This window comes from Pseudomonas sp. SH10-3B, assembly GCF_019891415.1.
GTDB lineage: Bacteria > Pseudomonadota > Gammaproteobacteria > Pseudomonadales > Pseudomonadaceae > Aquipseudomonas.
Window position 1 is genome coordinate 71,118 of record NZ_JAFLXD010000010.1, and the last position, 23,313, is coordinate 94,430.

Here is a 23,313-nt window from a genome sequence, read left to right on the forward strand (position 1 = left end):
CTACGCCTCTCTCGACCAGTTGGCATACCACTGGCGGAACAGCGCGTATTGATGCTCGGCGTAACGCCGCTGGGCATCGCTGAGCACGTCGGTCTCGTTGAAGTGCAGGGCGTAGGCCTGGTCGCCGTTGAGTACCATCAGGTGCTTGTAATACAGCACCAGGTCGCAGCCTTCATCGAAGGACGACAGCACCGCCAGCGCGCCTTCCAGCTCACGGGCCAGGCGGCGGGCCTTGGCATCGCCCTTGGCCGCTTGCCTGCTCAGGGCTACCAGGTGCAACACTTCGCGAGGCAGTGCGTTGCCAATGCCGGTGATCGCGCCCGTAGCGTTGCAGTTGACGAAACCGTGCACCACCTGGGTATCGACGCCGACCATCAGGGTCACGCTGTCGTCCTGGGAGGTGATGTGCTCGGCGGCGTAGCGCAGGTCGGCGCCGCCACCGAATTCCTTGAAACCGATCAGGTTCGGGTGTTCGCGGCGCAGTTCGAAGAACAATTCCGCGCGGGTGGCGAAGCCGTAGTAGGGGCTGTTGTAGATCACCGCCGGCAGGTTGGGCGCGGCCTTGAGGATCGCCGAGAAATGCGCTTTTTGCGCAGTGGCCGAAGCGCCACGGGACAGCACGCGAGGGATCACCATCAAACCATGGGCGCCAACCTTGGCCGCGTGGGCAGCGTGAGCCACCGCCTCACGGCTGTTCACCGCACCGGTACCGACAATGGTCGGCACGCCGGCCGCCACCAGGCGCGCTACGCCCTCCTGGCGCTCGGCTTCGGTGAGCAACGGCCAGTCGCCCATGGAACCGCAGTACACCACGGCGCTCATGCCGATATCGATCAGTTCGCGGCCCTTGGCGACCAGCGCGTCGAAGTCCGGCTTGCGCGCGGCGGTGCACGGGGTCATCAACGCGGGGATGCAACCGGTGAAGATGTTGTCGCTCATTGTCCTGGCTCCTTACAACGTTCAATCAAACGGGATGGGCTCAGATGCCCCAGGCAAACGGGTCTTGTTCGTCGATCAGCAGCGTGCTGTCGGCGGTCATGTAGGCGCGGCCTGTGATGAAAGGGATGACACGCTGGCCGTCCCATTCATAGCGGCCTTCGAACTGGCTGCCGGTGATGCTGGCTTGTATCCAGGGCGCACCGGGGGCGAGCTTTCCATCGGCGGCCAGACACGCCAGCTTGGCGCTGGTGCCGGTGCCGCAGGGTGAGCGGTCGTAGGCTTTGCCGGGGCACATCACGAAGTTGCGACTGTTGGCGTGGGCGTCGTCGGCGAACAGTTCGACATGGTCGATCAGGGCGCCATCGGCGCCGCGGATGCCCTGGGCCTCAAGGGCCTTGAGCATCGCCCAGGTGTAGTCGGTGAGGGCGTCGACGTTGTCCATCTCCAGCGCTATACCGTGCTCGGAAACCAGGAAAAACCAGTTGCCACCCCAGGCAATATCGCCCTGGACCACGCCGTGGCCCGGCACCGACACCGCGATCTGCTCGCGATAACGATAGGCGGGCACGTTGCGCAGGGTCACGGCGCCGTCATCGTGCAGTGTCGCCGTGACCGGTCCTACCGGCGTGTCGATGCTGTGCACACCCGGCTGGATGCGCCCCAAGTGGTGCAAGGACGCCATCAGGCCGATGGTGCCGTGGCCGCACATCCCCAGGTAACCGGCGTTGTTGAAGAAGATCACCCCGCAGGTGGCGCCTGGGGTGACGGGCGCGCAGTACAGCGCACCGACCAGAACGTCATTGCCACGCGGTTCCAGCAGGCAGGCGCGGCGCCACCGGTCGTGCTCTGTGCGCAGGTTTTCCAACTGGTCGGCGATGCTCGCGCCCTTGAGCGCGGGGAAGCCGGTCATCACCAGGCGCGTGGGCTCGCCGCCTGTATGGGAGTCGATCACGTGCAGTCGCTTCATAACGCGCTCCCTCTCTGAAAGCTGTGGGGTGCTTTCCTGTGAGTGTATGGATAGGCATGCAGTGGCCCTATCGTGAACGCGCAAGCGCGGCGGCGATTGATGTTTTTTGCTGGCATCGATGACGAATTCAGCACAGTCCGCCATGCTCGACAGCACCCCGGGCATGGGGCAATCTGCTTGCCATCAAGGTGAACGCCGGGGAGAGACACTCATGCTTCAAAGCGCGTTTGCAAGCCTTTGCCAAGGGCTCGGGGCAAGCCCTCCCCACAGCATCGAGCAGCTACTGGCCGGTGTGGCGCAGTTGCTGCCGATGCTGGACGTGTTCCCCAATGCCGCCATCTTCATCAAGGACACGGACGCCCGTTACGTCCTCGCCAACCGCACCCTGGTGCAACGTTGCGGCCTCAAGCAGTTGCAACCATTGCTGGGCAAGACCAGCGCCGAAGTGTTTCCCGCACAATTGGGGCCGGGCTACACCGAGCAGGACCGGCGCGTGCTGGAGCAGGGCCTTGTGCTGGAAGACCAACTCGAACTGCACCTCTACGGCAGCCGCGAGCCCGGCTGGTGCCTCACCCACAAATGGCCGCTGTACAACCACGAAGGCCGCATCATCGGCCTGGCCGGGATCTCGGTCGACCTGCAATCGGCCAGCCAAACCCACCCGGCCTACCAACGCCTGGCCGCCGTGGACGAGCACATCCGCACGCACTTCAACCGCCGCGTCACCCTCGGCGAACTGACGCGCATCGCCGGTATTTCCGTGGCGCAACTGGAGCGCTACTGCAAACGCGTGTTCCACCTGACACCCCGGCAGATGATCCAGAAAGTGCGGTTGGAACACGCCCATCGCTTATTGCACAGCGACATGCCGATTACTGAAGTCGCGCTGCAATGCGGCTATACCGACCACAGCGCGTTTACGCGGCAGTTCAAGGCGTCGACCGGGTTTACGCCGAGGCAGTATCGGGAAACCTGCTGAGCACGCTGAAGAGGTGGAGATACCGAAGGTCGTCGCCGGCAAGCCACATTGCAATGCAACGAATGGCCCACCGAACCCTCATATGTTCACGAGTAATGTTTAACGACGACAGGTACCGAGCTTATGACCGCGGCTGAAAACAACCATGTGAACTGGCTGGTGGAACAATCGATGCTGCACGCGGCACGCCAGCGCGCCAAGCTCTATTCAGGCCAGGGCCGGTTGTGGCAACAGCCGTATGCGCAGACCCGGCCCCGTGATGCCTCGGCCTTGTCGTCGGTGTGGTTTACCGCCTACCCGGCGTCGATTGTGACCCGCGAGGGCGGTACGGTGCTGGAGGCGTTGGGGGACGAGACGCTGTGGCAGGCACTGTCGAAGATCGGCATCCAGGGCATCCATAATGGCCCGCTGAAAAAATCCGGTGGCCTCACCGGCACACGGCACACGCCGACCATCGACGGCAACTTCGACCGCATCAGCTTCGAGATCGACCCGCAGTTGGGCACCGAGGCGCAGTTGCAGGCGCTGACGCGCATGGCCGCCGCGCACAACGCGGTGATCATTGACGATGTGATTCCGTCCCACACCGGCAAGGGCGCGGACTTTCGCCTGGCCGAGATGGCCTACGAGGATTACCCCGGCCTTTACCACATGGTGGAGATCCGCGAGGAAGACTGGCCGTTGCTGCCCGACGTAGCCGAGGGCCGCGATGCGCAGAACCTCAGCCCGCTGCAAGTCGATGCACTGCGCGACAAGCACTACATCGTCGGCCAGTTGCAACGGGTGATTTTCTTCGAGCCCGGCGTCAAGGAAACCGACTGGAGCACCACGCCCGTGGTCATCGGCGTGGATGGCAAGCCGCGCCGCTGGGTGTACCTGCACTATTTCAAGGAAGGCCAGCCGTCGCTGAACTGGCTCGACCCGACTTTCGCCGCGCAGCAGATGATCATCGGCGACGCCTTGCACGCCATCGATGTGATGGGCGCGAAAATCCTGCGCCTGGACGCCAATGGCTTCCTCGGTGTGGAACGCACCCTCGATGGCACGGCCTGGTCCGAGAGCCATCCGCTGTCGATTACCGGCAACCAGTTGCTGGGCGGGGCGATTCGCAAGGCCGGCGGTTTCAGCTTCCAGGAGTTGAACCTCACGGTGGATGACATTGCGTCGATGTCCCACGGCGGCGCCGACCTGTCCTATGACTTCATCACCCGCCCGGCGTACCAACACGCGCTGTTGATGGGCGATGCCGAATTCCTGCGCCTGATGCTGCGCGAAATGCACCGCCAGGGCATCGACCCCGGCTCGCTGATCCATGCGTTGCAGAACCACGATGAGCTGACCCTGGAACTGGTGCACTTCTGGACCCTGCACGCCCACGACACCTTCCTTTACCAGGGCCAGACGTTCCCCGGCAATATCCTGCGCGAGCACATCCGCGAGCAGATGTACGAGCGCCTGGCCGGCGAGCACGCGCCGTACAACCTCAAGTTCGTGACCAATGGGGTGTCCTGCACCACCGCCAGCATCATCACGGCGGCGCTGGGCATTCGCGACCTGGAGGCGATCAGTGCGGCGGACATTCAACAGATTCGCCAGATCCACTTACTGCTGGTGATGTACAACGCCATGCAGCCGGGGGTGTTCGCCTTGTCCGGCTGGGACCTGGTAGGCGCGCTGCCGCTGGCGGCCGATGAGGTCGCGCACTTGATGCAGGATGGCGATACCCGCTGGATTCATCGCGGCGCCTACGACCTGGTGGACCTCAACCCGGACGCAGAATTGTCGGCCGGTCAGATGCCGCGCTCTAAAAGCCTCTACGGCAGCCTCAACAGCCAGTTGCAGGACCCGGAATCGTTTGCCTCGCAACTGCAAAAAATCCTCGCCGTGCGCCGTGCCTACGACATCGCCGCCAGCCGCCAGATACTGGTGCCAGACGTGCAGAACCCTGGCCTGTTGATCATGGTCCACGACTTGCCAGCCGGCAAAGGCACGCAAATCACCGCGCTGAACTTCGGCGCCACACCGATCACCGAAACCCTGCACCTGCCGGACATCGCGGCCGGGATGGTGGTGGACATCATCAACGAACGGGTAGAAGGGGACCTGACCGCGGAGGGTGAGTTCACCATTACCCTGGATGCGTACGAGGGGTTGGCGCTGCGGGTTATCAGCAGCACGCCGATGTAACCCCAATCCTCCAAGCCCCGAAGAACCAAATGTGGGAGGGGTTTCCCCCAGGCACACCTGTTCCAGCTTGCGCCGCAGGTTGCGGATATCACCCTGCGCCTGGCAGAGCAAAGTAATCGGGTGAGTTTGTACAAAGTGATGGGGGGCGGGTGGCAGTAGCCCCAGGTGTGCGGCGTTGAGAGCGCGCCATGAACCACTCCAGCACCAGGTATTCCGGCAAGCCGCAGCGCCAGTAACGTTCACCTTGGTGGGGCAGGTGCACGTCTGCACAGTCAGCCGGGCGGCTGTAGATAAACACGTTTTCGATGGCGTACACCTCAAACGAAGACCCGTTCATCCCGGGTGTTCGCACCAGGTTGTCGGCCGCCAGCAACACGTCGAACGGCGTCCGTCCGGCGCGGCTCATTCTCAGGGCCTCGGTGGCACTGCCGGCCGTCGCAATGCAGTAATAACCCATGCGGTTGAGCATTTTTTCGATCTGCAGGACATGGGCGTGCAGTGGATCCACGATAAGGATGCGCAGGTGTTTGTCGATCATGGAGAGGACCTGTCAGCGTGCGGATGGGTAGGGGCCCAGCGTAGCGATGACAGGCAGGGATTGGATTAAGACGGGTCTGAAAGTTCCGCGCTCAGGACACTGGGCCGGACTGGGTGGGGGCGCCCTGGCGCTGTATTTACGCGCAAGGAATAACCGCCACCCTGGAATGGCAGCCTGGAATAGGAATCAGTAGTAGCTTAGTGCCACCGCTGGTCGGATCGTCAGCGGCGCATAGGAACGATTTTTGAGGGGCACCGCTCTACTTGCGCGGACTTAATCAGGTGCTCAAATGCAGCAATCAACACGGCGTTCTGCAGTAAAGGCCTGGGCGGATATCTACTCCCAGGCTGTAAATGATCGGGATATTGAGGACAAATATTTCAAATTGCTGAGGAAGGCCGACGAGATGGAGAGCACCGGCCTCATCAATGGGAGTGAGTGGAGGAGGCTTGTTCGCAGAGCAGGCGAATTCCTCGCAAGCACAGCCGAATGAATCAGAACGGGAGAGCTAGCCCACTCTCCCGCCCTTGGACATGTCGATCTCAAACACCAGCTCTTCAGCCAGTTTTTGAATACTTGAGCTGTCTGCAAGCGTGGCCAGGTTGATACCCGTCGTGCAAAACATCGCGTCATGCTCGGGCTGCCTGACCAGGACGGTAGCCGTCCAGCCATTGATCAGGATGCAATCCACCTGGTGACCGGGCAGGCTGCGCTCCAGGTCCGCGGTCAGTGATAGCTTCTTCCAACTGTGCATGATGACCCGCTAACTCGTCAGTGATGCAGGGTTGACAGGCGGCGCTGGAAAAAGTGCCAACGGCTTCATGCACCGGCGGACTGCTGTCGGGCAATTTCCTGGTTGCGCAGAATGAACCGCTGCAACTTGCCACTGGGCGTCTTGGGCAGTTGTTCGACGAACTCCACCTCCCGAGGGTAAGCATGTGCGGCCAGGCGCTGGCGGACGTGCAGGCGCAGTGCTTCGGCCAATTCGGTGCTCGGTGGGTACTGGTTGCTCAGCACCACAAAGGCTTTGATCAGCTCGGTGCGTTGTGGGTCGGGCTTGCCGATCACGGCCGCTTCGATCACGGCCGGGTGCTCGATCAGGGCGCTTTCGACGTCGAAAGGCCCGACGCGATAGCCGGACGTGGTGATCACATCATCATTGCGGCCGACGAAGCTGATACTGCCGTCGTCATTCAACTCGACAATATCGCCGCTCAGGTAATAGCGACCCACAAAGGCCTGGGTGGGCATCTTCAAATACCCCTCGAACCAACACAGGGGCGAGCGCTCGCGATCCACCGCCAGGACGCCCGGCCGACCTGCCGGCAATTCCCGATGAGCGTCATCCAGCACGACGATGCGGTAGCCGGGCACCGCATAACCCGCCGAGCCCTCACGTACCGGATGGCGCAAGCGGTGGTGATTGCACAGCACCATGCCGACTTCGGTCTGGCCGTAATGATCGTGAATGATCACGTTCAGTTGCTCGGCAAACCAACGGATGACTTGTGGGTTGAGCGGCTCGCCGGCACTGCTGACGGCGCGCAGGTGGCCGCGTACGGCGCTGGCGAACGCCGCCCCTTCGGCGATGAGCAGGCGATACGCCGTGGGTGAACCGGCCAGATTGCTGATGGCGTACTTGGCGATGATTCGGCACGTGCTCTCTACCGTGAACGGGCCGTTATAGAACAGCGTCGCATGACCGCACGCCAGCGGGCCGGTCACTGCGTAATACAGGCCGTAGGCCCAGCCGGGATCGGCCAGGTTCCAGAAACGGTCGTCATCACGCAGGCCAATCGCGTCACGCATGTAACCCTTGAAGGCCAGAATGGCGCGCAATGGCACTTCCAGAGGCTTGGCCGGCCCGGTTGTGCCCGATGTGCACATCAACAGGAACGGCGCGCTGGCGTCCAGCAGCACGGGTTCGCACTCGACGCTGTGGCGATCCAGCGTGGTCCAGAACGGGTAATCGCCCGGGTGCTTTGGGTGATCGCCGGTGACGACGATGCTGGGGCAGTTGGCAACGTCGTCCAGCTTGGGGCGGTTTTGGCTGTCGGTGATGATCCAGCGAGCGTTGGAGCAGTCCAATCGCTGCTCGATCGCCTTGGGACCAAAGGCGGTGAAGAGCGGTTGATAGACCGCGCCCACCCGCCAGGTGCCTAAGATCGCAATCAACAGCTCAACCGTGCGCGGCATCAGGCCGGCAACACGATCTCCCGGCTGCACACCCTGCTCACGCAAAAAATTGCCGAAGCGTGCAGCGTCTGCCTGCAATTGCTTGAAGGTGTAGTGCGTAGCGCTGCCATCCTGGGCTTCGCAATACAACGCCACGGCTTCGGCGTGGGCGTGTCGGTCACAGCACTCGATGCAGGCGTTCAAGGCCGCGAGGTCGCCTTGCAACGCCTGCTCGGCGGTGTGCAGATAATTGAAGGACGTGGCGACAGATTGATAATCACGCATAACGACACCTGGTTATTTTTATTGGGTTAGTACTGTGGCGCGCTTTGCCGATTGATCGGCGCTGCGCGGTTCAGCGGGCTAGCTGTCCATCATGTCGGCCGCTTGCTGGGTGGCCTGGCTGGTGCGAGTGGCCAGCTTGCGAACTTCGTCGGCGACCACCGCGAATCCGCGTCCGGCCTCGCCAGCGCGGGCGGCCTCAATGGCGGCGTTCAGCGCCAACAGGTTGGTCTGGCTGGCAATGCCCTGGATGGTGGCGACAATGTGCGTCAGCTTGCGCAAGGTCTCCTGCATCACCTGGTGCTGGTGTTCCTGAGCCGCGCGCATCGCGCTTTCTTCGTGGTTGGCATGGATATCGGTGATGGCGCCCACCACTCTTTGCGGGGAACCATCCTCTGCGCGTCGCGTTTGCCCACGGCCGCGAAACCAGCGGTAATTGCCGCTGCTGTGCTTAAGCCGGTAGTCGACATCGAACGGTGTTTGTCCACTGCGGTCGTCGACGTGGGCGACAAACGCTGCAATTGCCCGGTCGCTGTCATCGGGGTGCAGGCGTGACGTCCAGCTTTCCAAGGTGTTGGGAAACTCTTCGACGGTGTTGTGTCCCAGCAGTCGACGCATTTGCGACGACCACCAGATGGTGTTTTTCGGGTTCGCCGGATCACCCGCCACCACCTCGATATCCCACAGCCCGTCATGGAGCATTTCACGGGAAATCTCGAAGCGTGTGGCCGCCAGTTCGAGTGCCTCGTCGCGCAAATGTTGTTGGTGGATATCGCGCAGGCTGCCGCCGATGGCGACCGGCACGCCTTGCGCATCGCGGCGCGCCGCACCATTGATCCTGCACCAGCGATAGTCGTCACCTGGGGCAAGGGCCATGCGCACGTCCAGGGTAAACGCGGTTCGTCCGCTGCGATCAGCCAGGTGCCTGGCCAGCGCGTCTAGCTGCCGTTGGCGGTCGGCGGGGTGCAGTTGTTCGTTCCAGCGACCCAGCTGATCGATACCTTGGGGTTGGATCGACGCGACCCCGGTCCACCGCACTGCACACTCCAGCGCAGGTGCAGCGAGCCCCTGGGTTTCCAGTTCCCAAAACAGGTCACCGGCGCCTTGAGTGATCAGCGCCCAGCGCGCCTCCCATTCCTGCAAAAGCGTGTCACGGCCGGCGAGTTGTTCGGCTAGACGGCTGGTTTCCAATGTCAGCGCGCGAACCTGTTCCTGCAGTGCTCGCCGCTCTTGCAGCAAGGTCTCGACGCCCGCGAGGATGCGGCGTAGCAGCGGGTTGTTCGACGACAGCGGCGTACTCGGCTGGTCAGGCTGGTCCAGTCTGTCGGCCAGCGGCGCCAATACCCGGCGGGTGGTTCGACTGAAAAAAAGCATCGGGTACCTCTACCTCGGATCAAATGGGTGCAACCGCCAAGGGTTGCGCGGGGCATGCCGATAGGGCCCCGGTGTCAAATGCGGCTGCCCCTGGGAATGTCTGCCAGGCCAGTGGGCCGGCGGCGATTTCCTGCGGGCTCAGCAGGCAGTGGTCGAGCTCGCGCTGTAACACGTCGGTGTCGAGCCCTTGGCCGATAAAGACCAATTCCTGCCGGCAGTCGCCGACCACGCTGTCCCATTTGGCCAGGATGCTCTGCAGCCGGTATTCATCTCGCGGCCACTGCGGCTGCTCGACAAAATTCCACCAGCGCCCGACATAATCCCACTGGAACTGCTTGCCGCTTTGCACCAGCAGGCCGATGTCCAAGTGGCGGCTGGCAAGCCAGAAATAACCCTTGCTGCGCAACAGCCGCCCGTTGTGCCAGGGGCGCTGGAGAAAATCGAGCAATCGCCGGGGGTGGAAAGGCGCGCGTTCACGGTAGACCCAGGACGTCACCCCATAGGTGTCCGACTCGGAGGACGGCGCGTCCGTCGCTGCCATCTTCTGCATCCAGCCCGGCGACGCCGCCAGACTGGGCAAATCAAACAGATGGGTCCCGAGGATGCTGGATAACCCGACGTGACCGTGGGTCATCGGCAGGATCCGCGCGCTTGGATTGAGGCTCGTGAGGATCGCGTGTACGGCCTGGTAGCCTGGCTCATCGAGCAGGTCCAGCTTATTGACGAGAATGACGTTGGCGTACTCCACCTGTTCGATCAGAAGATCCGCCAGAGGGCGTTCGGGCGCGTCCGGCGATGCGTCGTCGCGGTCAACGGTGTGCGGTGATTCGAGCAACGCCTGGAAACGACTGCCATCGACCACCGTCACCAACGTATCCAGGCGCGCCAGTTCGCTGAGGCTGAAGCCATCAGCGTCAAGGAACGCGAACGTCTCCGCCACCGGCATTGGCTCGGAGATGCCCGTGGACTCGATGAGCAGGTAATCGAAACGCTGCTGGCGCGCCAGGGCGCTGATCTGCTCCAGCAGATCGGCGCGCAGCGTGCAGCAGATACAACCATTGCTCATCTCGATCAACTCATCGCGACCATGGTGCAGCGCGACCTCGCGCTGCACCTCTTCGGCATCGATATTGACTTCGCTCATGTCGTTGACGATGACCGCCACTCGCAGGCCTTCGCGATTGCGCAGGATGTGGTTCAGTACGGTGGTCTTGCCGGCGCCGAGGAAGCCGGAAAGCACGGTCACCGGCAGGCGGCCCGCCTGGGCGCCGTCAATCATGCGTTCACCGCTGGCGAGCTGGCGGCTTTGTCCAGGTAGCTTTCGAACAGGTCGACCACCACGAACCCGTCATCGGCGGCATCCCCCCACAGGTCTTTCACACGGAACTCGACGTGGTAGGTCGGTTGATGGGCCGCGCTCGCATCGCCATGGCCAATGGCGTCCGGGAACGGCCATTTTTCTGTTGTCCGGTGCAGCACCACGCCTTCCTTGCCGCGCACATAGGCGGGCATGCGGACGTGCCCGGCCACATACTCGTCGCGCACCAGCACCCGGTCGCCCACTTCAAAGGGCGGCCGCCCGGTGATCGCCTGGCGACCTGCGCTATGGGCGGGGTTCGCCAGCTTGAAGTGAGAGCCCAGGGCCTGATCGAGTTCGGCCTGGGTAATCACGCCCGTTTCCACCAACAGGGTGGCGGTCGCAATGACGTAGCGCTCGTAATATTGCGTGCCGACGTGCTGACGAACATCCAGGCGTTCGACGGCGTGACGCACCTCGTCGACGCTGAATTTCTTCAAGTGGTCGGCGCCGACAAACATCAGGCTGTAGGCCAGGTGTTCCCAGTCCTGCTTGAAGACTTGCTTGTAGCTCAAGCTATTGATGGTGTGGGGTACTTTTCCAAAACCTTGGAAACCGCCGAGATCGTGAAAGCCATCCATAATCAAAACTCCGGGAGTTGAACGATGATGAGGGGGTGTTCTCAGCCAACGCTGGGCAGGGCGACGCCGATCAGCACGTCTTTGGTGACCAGCTTTTGCAGCTGCTCTTCGGTCATGTGTTCGCTGCCTTCAGGCCTTACCGGCAATACCAGGTAGCGGCTTTCGGCGCTGGTATCCCAGACCTTGACCACCATGTCGCTGGGCAACTCCGTGCCGAGTTCGCGCAGTACGGTGCGGCCCTCCCGGACCAGGCGTGCACGAAACTCAAAGCCCTTGTACCACTCAGGCGGCAGGCCAAGGACCGGCCAGTTCGTGCACGAGCAGAGGCTGCAGACGATCACGTTCTTCAGCACCGGCGTGTCTTCGAGCGCGACAATGTATTCACCCTGGGGGCCGGTATACCCGAACTGCGCACACGCGGCGGTTGCGTCATTGAGCAACAGCGCGCGGAACTGCGGGTCGACCCAGGCCTTGGCAACCACGCGGGCGCCGTTTTCCGGGCTCCAACCATGCTCCATCAATTGCGTGAGCTGCTCGACATAGCCCTCCGGGATGAGCTCCTTGCTCTTGAGCACTTGGAACAGTGCCCAGGCTCTTTCGCCGGGCGTTGAAGGGGTCGCTGCGGGAATGGATGTACTCATGGGGTAACTCCTATCAGTCAACGCGGTTGTGTGGTGATTGAGTTTCTTATTGTTCTTCAGCCAGTAGCGAAGCCGTTGAAAGGCTCAGAGCGTGCGCCAGTCCACAGAGGCTTCAAACGCCGCCGCTGCCTGGTAAATCATGCCTTCGGCGTAGTGTTTCGCGACCAGCATCAGCCCGACCGGCAGGCCGTCTACCAGGCCGCATGGAATCGACATGGCGGGATGCCCGGTGATGTCCTGCGGCGCGGTATTGCCGATCATTTCGAGGGCTCGCGCCACGTATTCGGTGATCGAGCAATCCGCAGGAGGGTGGGGCTGGGCGATGATCGGTGTGGTCGGCATCACCAGCAGGTCATAGGTCTGCAGCGCCTTGTCATAGCCCTGGCGGGCAAAGCGCGCGAGGTTCTGGGCCTTGGCGTAATAGCGCCCGTTGTAGTGCGTGAGGCCGAACTGGCCGACGAACATGCAGAGCTTGAGCGAGGCGGATAATTGGTCGGCTTGTTCGCGCCAGCCGGCCTGTTTGTCCAGCAAGCCGACATCGTAGAGGCCTTTCCAGTTAAAGCCCGCGCCGTTGCCATGCATCATCTGCATGGTCAAACCTTCGCAACCGATGGGGTGCCACAACGATCCCGCCAGGCTATGTTCGGGAACGGATACCGACTCCACATGCGCGCCCAACGCCGCTAGACGGGCGATGGCGTCATGCACCTTGTCAGCGACCCGCGGATCCTGGTTGGCAAGCGCGAACCCCTCTTGCAGTACGCCGATCCTGAGGCCTTTCACGCCCCTTGCCAGATAGGCGCAATAGTCGTCGACCTGCGGCGACGCCTGGCGTGGGTCCAGCCCATCAGCACCGGCCATGGCTTGCAGCATCAGCGCGTTGTCGCGCACGTTCGCGGTAATCGGGCCGGCATGGTCGATCGTGGCTTCAATCGCCATGATCCCGGAGTAGGGCACCAGGCCGTGAGTCGGCTTCATGCCGTAGATGCCGCAGAAAGACGACGGGATGCGGATCGACCCGCCTTAGTCACCCCCCACGGCGATGTCCACTTCACCGGCCGCGACCAATGCCGCACTGCCCGAGGACGAGCCGCCGGCGGCATAACCGTGACGATGGGGGTTGTGCACGGGGGCTGGATCAGAGGTGTGGCTGCCGCCGGACAAACAGTAGTGTTCACAGGTGGCCTTGCCCAGGATAGTCGCCCCGGCATCCAGCAAGCGCGTCACGACGGTGGCGTCGAAGGACGGCACGAAACCGGCCAGCGGTGCGGCGCCGTTCATCATCGGCACGCCCGCCAAGGCGATGTTGTCTTTCAGCGCGACGGTTTTGCCCGCCAGTATGCCCTCGCGGGCACCGTTCACTTCAGCCCTGTAGTACCAGGCGTTCAACGGGTTTTCCTTGTCCGAGGGACGGTAGCCGGAACTGCGCTCGTAGCGTATTGGCGGCACGAAATCAGGCAGCTCGTCGACCAGGTCGTAGGCATCGAAGCTCGGTTGCATCAGCTCCAGGTAGAGCGCTGCCTGCTCGGCCGTCAGTTGCATGTTCAACTGGGATGCGATGCCCAGCAGTTGATCCAGCGTGGGTCGAATAATAGCCATGACTTTCCTTGATATCATCGATGATCGGCACGCAGGCGCGGGGTTGTTCAAGGTCTTCCCGAGCCTGCGAGACCCGATCATTACGGGTGGCAATGGAGAACAAATTAGGCAGCTTTGGCGCGAGTTGCTTGGTTGAGCAGGACACTCGCTTGGCTGAAAAAGACACCGGAGGACGGCGGCCCGCTCAGAACACTTTCAAGATGCGCAGGTTCAGCCGTGCACCTTCCTTGAACCCTTGCTCGACCTCGATATCCCGGCCTAGCTGGGCCTGTATCTGCAGGGTCGGATCAACGAAGTGAGTGACGGTAAAGCGCCCGTAGGAGGTTGAAAGACCGTCGTGTTGATCGACACCGTCGACGCTTGTCGCCGCGCCCGTGATGTAGCCGGCGCCGACCGCAAAGGTGGTGCTTGGCGTCCAGTTGTAGCGCAGCGCGGTCTGATATTCGTATCGAGCGTTTTCTTCAAGTTTCGCGCTGTTCGCGCCATAGTCGTGATTGGCTGATACCCAGGACACATCCGCGACGGTGTCCAGCGCCCACTGGGCTGAGAAGTGGTGGATGTAGGCCGCTTGTAACGTCGCGCGCCAGCGGTTCTCACCCAGGTTCAGGGCGTCATGTTTGTCGTAGCTGCCGACAGGGATGTACAGATAGGGGGCCAGCGCGAACACATCTTTGTTGGCCGTCGGCAATGTCCACTTCAGCGGGGCGGTGAGGATCGGGTCGCCGACACCGTGGGTATCACCCAGTGCCCCGACATCTCCCGAGGCGTTCATGTAGCCGAACGGCAGCAGGATCTGCGGCTCCCAGACGAGATTGTCCGCCAGGCCGATGGCGTGGATGTAACGAAGGATGCCTACATCCGAGCTCAGCTTGGCGTTGTCGGAGGTTCTGTGCCCGTTCTGATAAAGGTCTGACCGCTCGACGTGCTGGTAGTAAAACAGCAGGGCATTGGCGCCTGCGGGCAGCGGTTCGAAATCTCCTGGTGCGACCTCAATGGCGTGGCTTTTGACAAACGGCAGCATTCCCAACACCAGCACGATGCGACTCAATTTCATGATCGAATTCCTGGCAAAAAGTGGCCCCAACCCCATGCGCTAGAGAGAAGGGGCCAAACATTAAACGGGGGAGACGGACTGGTCGGCGGCGGCTGTCAGCCCTGCGCGACGACTGCATCACGCAACATGCCGGTCTGCGGGTGGCAGTTGATGTATTCGAACATCTGGCTCTTGGCGTCCGAGACCGACACTTCGTGGTACAGCCGCAACTTCACCAGGCCTGCAGCCACGCGGAAGAACGTGACGAAGATGCGCAGGTGGGTGGGGTGGGATTCTGCCCAGCGTTCCAGTTTCTCGACGGAACGCCAGTGACCGATGTTGTAGCTCATGTCGAGGAAGTTGCCGTCGAGGTCGATATTGCGCACGAAGCGATTGCTGTAGCAGCCCAGGGGCGCGCCGTTATCCCGCAGGAAATCCATGCCGTCCTGCAGCGTCGGCAGGATTTCATCGAGGTACAACGAGCGTTCGTCAGCCTCGGCATCCGCCCAATCCTGACCGGAGCGGATCAGCGCGATATGGTCGTGGCCCATGACCACGACACGCCCACCTTTGGCGGGGTCGCCTTGCACCACTTGCAACTCGCCGTTGGGGTTCATCCAGTCGGTCTGGGACGCGGGGAAGCGATCGCGCATCGAGCCCCAGTAGCCATGCTCTTCGATCTCGCCACTGGTCTTGTCCATGATCGCGCCGACGCCCGGCAGCTGTTCCTGGAACGCGTACAAGGTTTCGAATTGCTCGGCGCGCGGGGCGGTGATTTCCCGAAAGTAACCCAGGCCTTCGTTGAGGCGCTCCGGCGACGTCCACCACTCATTCACTTGGGGTGATCGCAGCCAGCGGCAGTAGGCTGCCGGGTCCTTCCAGTAGCCGACGATCATCAGATTGTCGTAGCCGCTGTTGTCCGTGTGATGGGTTAAATCGTGGGTCTGCGGGCCGTCGGGCAGGCTGAAGCTGGCGACCATGTCTCGCATCGCCTGCAGGGCGCGTTCACGGTGCGCCTCACCGCGAAACTGCACACCCAGGTAGGCCATCACCACCTGTTTCAAGTGTTCGTCGGCGCGTCCGACCCACATCGGGAAGGGCGGCTGGTAGTCTTCGGGCACACGGCGGGACAACGTGCGTGGGCACTTGAGGTGTTTGTCGATCGCAGATTCCATGGGAGGCTCCTTGTTTTTTTAGGTTCAGGCTGAGTGGGCTGCAAAGGCCGTGAGGTAAACGTTAGGCAGGCGTGTGCAACGCCGCTTTGTTCGCAAGGCCAATCGTTTGGTTGGAAAAGACAGCCACCGATTACCTGAACAGGAGCGCCCAATGAGGGTGATAAGTGTGAGTGGCGCTGGTCTGGATTTTGCTTGCTCAGCTCGACTGACAGCGTGTCGCTGCTTCAAGTCGTTGCATTAAGGTGAGTGCCATGGCTCAGAACAATCAATATTCCACCCTTGCCGTTTCGCAACCGCGTCGCTTCGAATACTGGAAGGAAGTGGTGTGTCGCCACTGCCTTGTGGCCGACAGCAAACCCTCGTCCCAGAGCGATTTCAACGGAACGCTGGAGGTCACCGGCGTGGGCATGCTGGATATCTCCAAACTGTCGTCCCCGCTGCACCACTGGGTGCGTTCCGAGCGACATTTGCGCACGGGTCCGGCAGAAGATTTATGGTTGGGCTTTACGCTCAATGGGTATGGCGAACTTGAGCAAGGGGGGCGTAAATCCACACTGGGGCCCGGCAATTTGTTCCTTTATGACGCAACCCGGCCGTTTCGATTCAGCCTGGGGGGCACTGAAAACCACCTGGTCCGCATCCCTCGACAGTTGCTGACGCAACGCCTTCCGCGTGTTGCTGAATGCACCGCAATGGTGCTGGATGATCGCCGCCCTGGCGTGGTCCCGTTGCGCGAGATGCTGCGCCATACGGCCAGCACACCCGCACTTGTGCAAGATGAAGGGATTTGCAGCCGATACTCCAGCACCATTCTCGACCTGCTGGTGATCAGTCTGGAACTTCAGGAACTGAAGACGACCCATCAGGAGTTGGATCTGTACGCGCGGATGATGACCTACATCCAGTGCCATCTGACTGAACGGGAACTGTCGATCGAACTGCTCGCCCAAGCTCACCACGTGTCCACACGCACGGTGACCCGTGCATTCGCCCGCCATCAGAAAAGCCCGGTCGCGGAGATCTGGAGAGAACGGCTCAATGCAAGTCGAGCGGCTATCGAGTGCGGTCAGGTGCGTAGCGTTTCCCAAGCCGCACTGGACTTCGGATTTTCCGATTTCTCCCACTTCAGCCATGCTTTTCGCAAGGCTTTCGGGGTCGCGCCGCACACGCTCTTGCCTCGCAGCTGACGCTCAACGGTTTTCTGGATGGATCCGGTCCGAACGGCTCGCGCTGTCGAGGCAGTCTTCCAGGTGCTGAATACCCGGTATTTGGCACCTTTTAAGGCTTGCATGGTTGTTTTTACCGGCTGCGTTGTGATGTCATTGTGACTTCATTGATAATGGCAGGAGCCCGCAGTCTTGGAACTTAACTTTATTGTCGCCGTGGTGAGTGGCGCTATTGATCATATTTGGCTGGTTTTCGTCGCTGTCCTGATCAGCTTTGCCGTCCTGAGATTGCGTAAAAATGAGTACTCTTTTGAATCAGCATCCCTTTGGGTGCTATTTGGCGTCTTGTCCTTCTTAGCCATTGTACCGAATGGCTTCCACGCGACGTTTAGTCCAGATATTGCTGAGCTGGCCTTGGATGAAGTCAAGAACCTTCCTAATTACAAGGCGCTCTTCACCGCCGATGTGATTTTAGTTTTCCTCGGGTTTGTTGGCGGCGCCAAACTGGCCTGATCAAAGCACCCGTTTGAGCTTGTTTAGTCCTGAAATAGGGTTACACCTATTTCTCCCTAACCTGAATGAATATATCAAGGCTAGTCCTGAAAAAGCCGAAGCGGTTGGATATGTTCTTGCGCTTTCCCAAGGGCCGAAGGGGGTTTTGACTCTACTAGTAGGTGGTGTCGTCAGTAATACGACGGGAGGCCAGAAATTTTCTGAGATGATGGAGTCTCTTCAAACCAAAGCCGCCACAGAGCTGGCGCAGTTTATGCTGAGCACTAAAGAGGGGACGGTTGAGCTGAATCCGGCCGACAAAGACGATGATTCTCTCATCGGCGGTGGGAGGCTGATCACTAGTATTTTGACTGGAGGCCTGCCTGGGCGAGCGAAGAGAGACAACCACATCTCTGTAGGTGGCGGTTCGGTGAATGATCACCCTCGTGGAGACAAGGCTTGCAAGGGCGAGAAGGAGAAAGCCGAGGAGGATAAGGCTGAGAACGGTCCTGGGGGTTTGACCCCGTCGGAGCTCGACGCTTTGGGTGCAAAAGCAACGTTGCCTGTGGCGACCGATCTTGGGAAAGTCCGAGCTGCTGAAAAAAGCTGGATATGAAGGGTTTTAAATGGCTAAGAAGAAAAAGCTGGGCGACATTTTGCAGGTGTTAACCTCGCAGGGTGTCGCATATGCGCAAGTTACTCATAAGCATCCGGAATTTGGTTTTTTAATTCGTATTTTTCCCCGATTTCATAATGAACACCCAAAAGATTTTTCAGTTGTTGTTGATGGTGAGCCACAATTTTCCGCATTCTTTGTTGTTCAAAGTGCGGTAAATCAAGGGCTTCTATCCGTTGTGGCAAATGTTCCTGTTCCGGAAAGGTTACAAATGTTTCCTACGTTCCGCTCCAGGAATGGCGGGACGGGAGGCTCTATTTGGCTGTGGAATGGAAGCGAAGCACTTCGGCTGGAGAGAAAGATTAGCTCGGAAGAGTTGAAGCATTCCACAAGAGGAATTATCAGTGCGCCATTGCTTGTTGAGCGTATTGAAAAAAATTACAGAGCCGAGACCCATGAGGTTTGGTGAGTTGTAGAAGTTTCACTTGATCTGACACTGTCTACACAGGAGTTGCGCCGTTGTTTTTGCACCCTAACTGCATTAGCAATGTTGAGGTTAAGACAGGGAGTGCGGAACTAAGTGTTCGTCAGTCCGAGATTTTCCCTCAAATAAAAGATGGGCATTCAAATCTTAGGGGGGGAAGTGGCTGAAAGCTTTGGGCTGAAGTCGGGTGCACCGTTAAAGAAGCAAGGGTATCCTAACGGAATTCCCATTGAGATTATGAATTTTCCTCGTGCCAAATAATGAAAGAAAAAGATATTGTTTCAATCTTGAAGGAGCAGGGCTGGGTTTGTAGCAAGGATGAAGTTGGTGATTATTTTTGCCTCATCGATATCGGAGAGGCTCAACTTCAGGTTATCCCATCTGTAGGTAAGCGCTCGGACCATTTTCGAGTTTTGCTTATGCCTTCCATTTCGTCCAAAGAATTTTCTGAGGCTGTTTCTTTTGTACTTGGTGACGGCAGTAGCAATGCTCCAATTATAGTTAGTAATGAAGCTCCGGAGAAATTTTCGAGTTTTTCTGGTGATGATATTATTAGGTTGTCTGATAAGGCTATCTCTTGGGCTCGCTCTCAAAGTATTGACGAGGGGTTGAGAGTTTATAGAGCGCTGCCAACAGATGTTAAAGGTGCAATGCCAATTCGACATTTGGCTGCACTAGCAATGGCTGGTGATACTGGGCGTTTAGATGAGTATAAGAAGAGTTTTGAGATGGGTGATAGGCCGGGATTTGTGCCTTACGTTACTTCCGATATGATTGATCGAGCACTTATGATAGCTCATAAAAGTAAATAGCCATCCAGTAAAAGACAAGCTACCGACCCGTGGAGAAATCCGGGTGAGAAATCGGGATCAGACCAATTTTTTCATAAAAGCCAACAGAATTGCTCTTTAAAAAATGAGAGTGTTGGTCTAGTCCACCCATTTTTTCTGCTTTGTGGCAGAGGCTGCATGGATCCAACAAAATTTTGATAGGTGATATGTGTTTAAAGAGTATGATTTTTTGCTGGATTCGATAGGCTCAGAAGATTATTGGTCGGATGTAGGTATCGATATCGCAGCTTCCAAAATCTCTCAGTTTGATAGTTTGAGTTGGGGAGAACTTGAGTCTGCGATTTCGGTGAAATCTGAAGAGTGGCGAGGTCGGTGCGCGGAGTCCCTTGGTGACTCAAACGATGAACGGGCCCTGCGTATTCTGTTAGCGCTTCTAAAGGCTAAAGAGGAATCGGTTGTCTTTCACGCAGTTGAATCAATTGAATCAATTTTTTTAGCTGGCTATATTTTCGATAGATCGCAGGTCATACTCACTCTAAATGAGGGTTTTGAGGGAGAGAGTCGAACGGTAAAGCTAATGATGGCTACATTAACTAAGAAGTTAAGTGAGTAGCAATTGTGGGGAAGGAATAAAGGGGATGGCAAATTTATTTAGTTGATTTACTAGTTTGAGGTAAATGAGGGGGAAATCCTCGTGCCGGTGCTCTATCGAGCACGGGGTGGCAATCGCCTCACGTCAAAAGGCGGGTTGATCACGGGTAGCAAACTGAACCGGATAGCCGGTGAAGATCTTCTCAGCCCCGGCGCTCCGCACGTAACCCTATATATCCACCACGTTCTTCCGTGGCACCGTTGCGACTAACAGCTAGCAAATGACTGTTAATCATTGGGTCCCTGGTTCGTGTCCAGGTCGTGGAGCCAGAAGCTTCATGACAGAAGCCTCGGCATTTGCCGGGGCTTTTTCGTTTTCGGCTATCCAAACCGCGATGTTGCGGCCTGCGAAGGCTATCAGGGTGATGGAGTGTGTTCGGTCGGCAGGACGCCGGAGAATGGAGAATTGCGGTGCAGAAAAGATAAGGGCCTGCATGAAGTTCATCATGCAAGCCCTTGATATCTTTGGTGCCCGAACCCGGAATCGAACCGGGACGCCCTTACGAGCGGGGGATTTTAAGTCCACATACAAAGATATATAAAACAGTAGGTTAGGGCGATTGTCGGTCCGCAATTGTTTGCACGGGCCTCGCTTGAAGCCCTTTGTTTTCAAGGGCTCATATTTTATTGCGGAACGAGTTTTCACTTTGTTGGCAGCACTTTTAGGCCTTTACGACGCCGGATATATTGCTCCGTCATACCGACAGTTGTGTGCCCCAGCTGATCTCTCGCATCGCGAATACTGCCTGTCGATTCCTCCTTGTCTGTAGCCGCTTTTGCGCGAAGGTCTCGCATCTGAAACGCAGACTTTTCAATCCCGGCCTTCATCCTGGCCGCGTCAAATCTGCCTCTGAGCATGCTCACTGTCATCGCCTGGCCGTTGTCCATTACGACGAGTCTGGTTGATCGAATCTTGTGCCCCTTTTTCCTTTCCAAAATGCGGTCAATAACAACCTTCAGCTCTCCTACAACCTCAATGCGGCGTTTAGCGCTGGTCTTCCCTTGCTTGATCAGCAACTGGTTATCCAGCAAGTCACGCTCGTCCATCTTCAGGGTGTCACCTATGCGCTGCGCAGTGAGATAGAACAGGTCTAATGCGTCCTTGAGTGGCTGATCAGCGTGCAGGTACACCGCCGCAAACATTTCGTCTTCGACGTAGGTGTCCCGGCCCGTTTCCTTGTTTCCTTTGATTCCCGCGCACGGGTTGGCAAGTGAGGTATAGCCGCTCTGACGGGCGAAATTCCAGATGGCGCTGAGCAGCGCCTTCTCTCGGTTGGCACGAACCTTTGCCGTCTTCGACCGATAACGCAGGTACTGGACAACGTGCTTCGGTTCGATCGCCTCAAGTGGGCCGGGCGGGTCATTGAAAAAGATCAGGAGTTGCTTCAACTCCCTAATATTGTCCTTCTGTGTGGTTGAGGACTTCGTAGGCACAACCTCTTCCATGTACTTGTTTGCGACGTACTCAAAAGTTAGTACGGCGCCGACGAGGGCACTCGCTGCGCGGCTCTTTTCCAGCCGGGCGTATTCAACTATAGCCGCGCCGTAGTCGGAACCCAGCGCGATTTCCTTTCTGGGTTTGTCGCCTGCATCGTAGTAGTAATAAACCCTTCCCCCGGAGCGCAGTCGCTTTCTCAGCCGGGGGATGCTGCCGGGGTTAGTGGGGCGTCTTGCCATTTACTGAATTCCCATCCGTGGTTGCCATTCGGCCTTTTCGGCCCTTCGATCTTTAGGGCCGGCCAGCAGTGACGCAGATATTACGCATGGCCAACCGTTGCGTTTGATGGTGTGGCGGATGCCATTTCGGGAGAGGACCATTATCTGGCCAGCCTTTGTTCTTGCGCCGGTAAGCTCGCAAACATCTTCGTGCGACAGGAACTGAATTCCGTCCATTCCTACCTCCCACTGCCCGTAGTGCGCAGTGCCTTGTCGTTGTTCATGGGGGTGTCCTTGCAGCGCTGGGCGGCAGAAGGTGGGTTAGGTGGTGGCTTTATTGATTGCGGCCCGCGCGTCGAACATGGCGTAGTACAGGCGGTGGAAGATCGCGCAGCTCGGGTCTTCGTGGTCGTCGCCGCCGTGCTCGAAGATTCCGTCGATGGTTCCGCTGTAGTTACTGGCGATCTGCTCGCATTCGCCCGCTACTTGGGTGAGCGCCGTCAGTGCTTTCAACAGTTGCTCGCTGCTGGCGCGTTCCTCCCGGCCGATCTGCCAGAACTGCTGCGCCCAATGATCCGCCGGCGGCGGGTTGGTGTTTTGGGCTCCCAAAGCCAGTGCTCCGACAACGCAGTCCAACAGGTCACGCTTGTAGGTGTTGTCGCCGTCGATACTCAGGCCGTTTCGGCGCAGCGCATCCAAGGCGTTGTTCAGGTTCGACTCGGGCGAAGGCAGCACCAGGTCAAAGTCTTTCTTGCCAGGGCGGTAGGCAACCACCAGCAGTTCGCAGTCAAGCGGCAGGTGTTGCGCCATATCCGAGATCGCTTCGATAGCGGCTTCGCGGAATGCATTCTTTTCTTCGGACATAGGAATACCTCGCCCGCCGCTTACCGGCAGGCACTTGTGATTTAATGAGATGAATTCTTAAAGGTGACGCGAAATGGATAAGGCGTTTAGAAACCCGCTGTTTTTGACTGGGCTCCCATTGGCAGTCTGCGGTCTCGCGATAACTGCGCCGGCCCTCTGGATAACCGGTTTGGTACTGATGGTGTGTGGATGGGCGAAGGGCAAGAAACAGCCTTGATGCTCACTGGCAGGCATGTAGGGGGATTGGGGTTAGGGGTGCTTCATGAACGTGATCCAGTGCGTTTTTTCGCGCTTACCGGACTTGTGGCCAAACAGCGGCTGCTCGTCGGTGAGGGCGAGAATCTCGCTGACTCGGATCTGGGTTTCATTCCATTTGAAGATCAGGAACTGGCCTGGTCGCAGCACCCGGAAGCACTCTGCAAAGCCTTGGCGCAGATCATCGCGCCAGTCGTCTGTCAGGATTCCGTACTTGAGCCGCAGCCAGCTTTCACGGCCGGCGCGCACCAGGTGCGGAGGATCGAACACCACCATGTTAAAGCTGGCGTCAGGGAAGGGCAGGTGCCGGAAATCCATGATGACGTCCGGCTCAACCTTCAGCACCCGGCCATCACACAGCACATGCTCTTCATCGCGGATGTCCCCGAACAGGGCGCGTTGGTCACCCTTGTCGAACCACATCATGCGGCTGGCGCTACAAGGGTCGAGGATTTGCGCATTCATGGCCTGGGCCCCTTGTAGATGAAGACGTAGGCGAACCAGAGGGTGG

General features: G+C 59.0%; 23 protein-coding genes and 1 pseudogene. 8 read left to right on the plus strand and 16 right to left on the minus strand.

All coding sequences use genetic code 11. The annotated features are described in order from the left end of the window. Both J1G35_RS10355 and J1G35_RS10360 read right to left on the minus strand, forming a co-directional pair. A complete protein-coding gene (locus J1G35_RS10355; RefSeq protein ID WP_223014866.1) occupies positions 1 to 939 on the minus strand; it encodes a dihydrodipicolinate synthase family protein in 939 nt (312 codons plus the stop codon). A 40-nt stretch (positions 940 to 979) separates the two neighbouring features. After that, on the minus strand, positions 980 to 1,906 hold the full coding sequence (locus tag J1G35_RS10360) for a 4-hydroxyproline epimerase (protein ID WP_223014867.1): 927 nt from the start codon (positions 1,904 to 1,906) through the stop codon (positions 980 to 982). Between the two features lie 211 nt (positions 1,907 to 2,117). Here J1G35_RS10360 and J1G35_RS10365 point away from each other — a divergent pair, with 211 nt between their 5' ends. Then, entirely contained in the window at positions 2,118 to 2,885 is a 768-nt protein-coding gene (locus J1G35_RS10365; RefSeq protein WP_223014868.1) for an AraC family transcriptional regulator, read from the plus strand. A gap of 123 nt (positions 2,886 to 3,008) precedes the next feature. Beyond that, complete coding sequence (treS, locus tag J1G35_RS10370; protein WP_053129591.1) at positions 3,009 to 5,072, plus strand: maltose alpha-D-glucosyltransferase; 2,064 nt, start codon at positions 3,009 to 3,011, stop codon at positions 5,070 to 5,072. A gap of 88 nt (positions 5,073 to 5,160) precedes the next feature. Here the strand turns inward: treS and J1G35_RS10375 are convergent, their stop codons facing one another. The 10 genes and pseudogenes from J1G35_RS10375 to J1G35_RS10420 form a co-directional block, all read right to left on the minus strand. Next, on the minus strand, positions 5,161 to 5,610 hold the full coding sequence (locus tag J1G35_RS10375) for a response regulator (RefSeq protein WP_053129594.1): 450 nt from the start codon (positions 5,608 to 5,610) through the stop codon (positions 5,161 to 5,163). A gap of 508 nt (positions 5,611 to 6,118) precedes the next feature. After that, the gene (locus J1G35_RS10380; RefSeq protein WP_053129599.1) at positions 6,119 to 6,364 is read right to left on the minus strand and encodes a hypothetical protein; all 246 of its coding nucleotides are present in this window, start codon (positions 6,362 to 6,364) and stop codon (positions 6,119 to 6,121) included. Positions 6,365 to 6,429: 65 nt separating this feature from the next. Continuing rightward, positions 6,430 to 8,070, minus strand: a complete 1,641-nt coding sequence (locus J1G35_RS10385) for an AMP-binding protein (protein ID WP_223014869.1) — start codon at positions 8,068 to 8,070, stop codon at positions 6,430 to 6,432. A 78-nt stretch (positions 8,071 to 8,148) separates the two neighbouring features. Next, positions 8,149 to 9,441: a PAS domain-containing protein gene (locus J1G35_RS10390; protein ID WP_223014870.1), complete on the minus strand. Its 1,293-nt coding sequence runs from the start codon at positions 9,439 to 9,441 to the stop codon at positions 8,149 to 8,151. Positions 9,442 to 9,460: 19 nt separating this feature from the next. Continuing rightward, positions 9,461 to 10,720, minus strand: a complete 1,260-nt coding sequence (locus J1G35_RS10395; protein ID WP_223014871.1) for a GTP-binding protein — start codon at positions 10,718 to 10,720, stop codon at positions 9,461 to 9,463. After that, the gene (gene nthB / locus J1G35_RS10400; RefSeq protein ID WP_223014872.1) at positions 10,717 to 11,379 is read right to left on the minus strand and encodes a nitrile hydratase subunit beta; all 663 of its coding nucleotides are present in this window, start codon (positions 11,377 to 11,379) and stop codon (positions 10,717 to 10,719) included. The genes J1G35_RS10395 and nthB overlap by 4 nt, the downstream gene beginning before the upstream one ends. A gap of 41 nt (positions 11,380 to 11,420) precedes the next feature. Then, positions 11,421 to 12,020, minus strand: a complete 600-nt coding sequence (gene nthA, locus J1G35_RS10405; RefSeq protein ID WP_223014873.1) for a nitrile hydratase subunit alpha — start codon at positions 12,018 to 12,020, stop codon at positions 11,421 to 11,423. Positions 12,021 to 12,104: 84 nt separating this feature from the next. After that, positions 12,105 to 13,619 (minus strand): annotated as a pseudogene (locus tag J1G35_RS10410) (amidase). A 184-nt stretch (positions 13,620 to 13,803) separates the two neighbouring features. Beyond that, positions 13,804 to 14,673 (minus strand): transporter, encoded by an 870-nt coding sequence (locus J1G35_RS10415; RefSeq protein ID WP_053129616.1) that lies wholly within the window; start codon positions 14,671 to 14,673, stop codon positions 13,804 to 13,806. A gap of 95 nt (positions 14,674 to 14,768) precedes the next feature. Beyond that, positions 14,769 to 15,827 (minus strand): phenylacetaldoxime dehydratase family protein, encoded by a 1,059-nt coding sequence (locus tag J1G35_RS10420; RefSeq protein ID WP_223014874.1) that lies wholly within the window; start codon positions 15,825 to 15,827, stop codon positions 14,769 to 14,771. A 251-nt stretch (positions 15,828 to 16,078) separates the two neighbouring features. Between J1G35_RS10420 and J1G35_RS10425 the strand changes: the two genes are divergently transcribed. The 6 genes from J1G35_RS10425 (at position 16,079) to J1G35_RS10450 (ending at position 19,989) form a co-directional block, all read left to right on the plus strand. Next, complete coding sequence (locus J1G35_RS10425; protein ID WP_053129622.1) at positions 16,079 to 17,014, plus strand: helix-turn-helix domain-containing protein; 936 nt, start codon at positions 16,079 to 16,081, stop codon at positions 17,012 to 17,014. Positions 17,015 to 17,185: 171 nt separating this feature from the next. After that, positions 17,186 to 17,506, plus strand: coding sequence for a hypothetical protein (locus J1G35_RS10430; RefSeq protein ID WP_053129625.1), 321 nt, complete (start codon positions 17,186 to 17,188; stop codon positions 17,504 to 17,506). Between the two features lie 13 nt (positions 17,507 to 17,519). Further along, positions 17,520 to 18,101 carry a hypothetical protein gene (locus J1G35_RS10435; RefSeq protein ID WP_223014875.1) on the plus strand — a complete coding sequence of 194 codons (582 nt, stop codon included), beginning with the start codon at positions 17,520 to 17,522 and terminating at the stop codon, positions 18,099 to 18,101. Positions 18,102 to 18,111: 10 nt separating this feature from the next. After that, positions 18,112 to 18,570: a hypothetical protein gene (locus J1G35_RS10440; RefSeq protein ID WP_223014876.1), complete on the plus strand. Its 459-nt coding sequence runs from the start codon at positions 18,112 to 18,114 to the stop codon at positions 18,568 to 18,570. 275 nt (positions 18,571 to 18,845) lie between these two features. Further along, positions 18,846 to 19,397 carry a hypothetical protein gene (locus J1G35_RS10445; protein WP_223014877.1) on the plus strand — a complete coding sequence of 184 codons (552 nt, stop codon included), beginning with the start codon at positions 18,846 to 18,848 and terminating at the stop codon, positions 19,395 to 19,397. A gap of 187 nt (positions 19,398 to 19,584) precedes the next feature. Then, positions 19,585 to 19,989 (plus strand): HEAT repeat domain-containing protein, encoded by a 405-nt coding sequence (locus tag J1G35_RS10450; protein ID WP_223014878.1) that lies wholly within the window; start codon positions 19,585 to 19,587, stop codon positions 19,987 to 19,989. A gap of 680 nt (positions 19,990 to 20,669) precedes the next feature. Here the strand turns inward: J1G35_RS10450 and J1G35_RS10455 are convergent. The 4 genes from J1G35_RS10455 to J1G35_RS10470 all read right to left on the minus strand — a co-directional run bounded on the left by J1G35_RS10455 (position 20,670) and on the right by J1G35_RS10470 (position 23,267). Then, on the minus strand, positions 20,670 to 21,704 hold the full coding sequence (locus J1G35_RS10455; RefSeq protein WP_223014879.1) for a tyrosine-type recombinase/integrase: 1,035 nt from the start codon (positions 21,702 to 21,704) through the stop codon (positions 20,670 to 20,672). Next, entirely contained in the window at positions 21,705 to 21,920 is a 216-nt protein-coding gene (locus J1G35_RS10460; protein ID WP_223014880.1) for a DUF4224 domain-containing protein, read from the minus strand. 84 nt (positions 21,921 to 22,004) lie between these two features. Continuing rightward, positions 22,005 to 22,547 carry a hypothetical protein gene (locus J1G35_RS10465; RefSeq protein ID WP_262417221.1) on the minus strand — a complete coding sequence of 181 codons (543 nt, stop codon included), beginning with the start codon at positions 22,545 to 22,547 and terminating at the stop codon, positions 22,005 to 22,007. Between the two features lie 249 nt (positions 22,548 to 22,796). Further along, positions 22,797 to 23,267, minus strand: a complete 471-nt coding sequence (locus J1G35_RS10470) for a class I SAM-dependent methyltransferase (protein ID WP_223014881.1) — start codon at positions 23,265 to 23,267, stop codon at positions 22,797 to 22,799. Between the last annotated feature and the right edge of the window lie 46 nt (positions 23,268 to 23,313).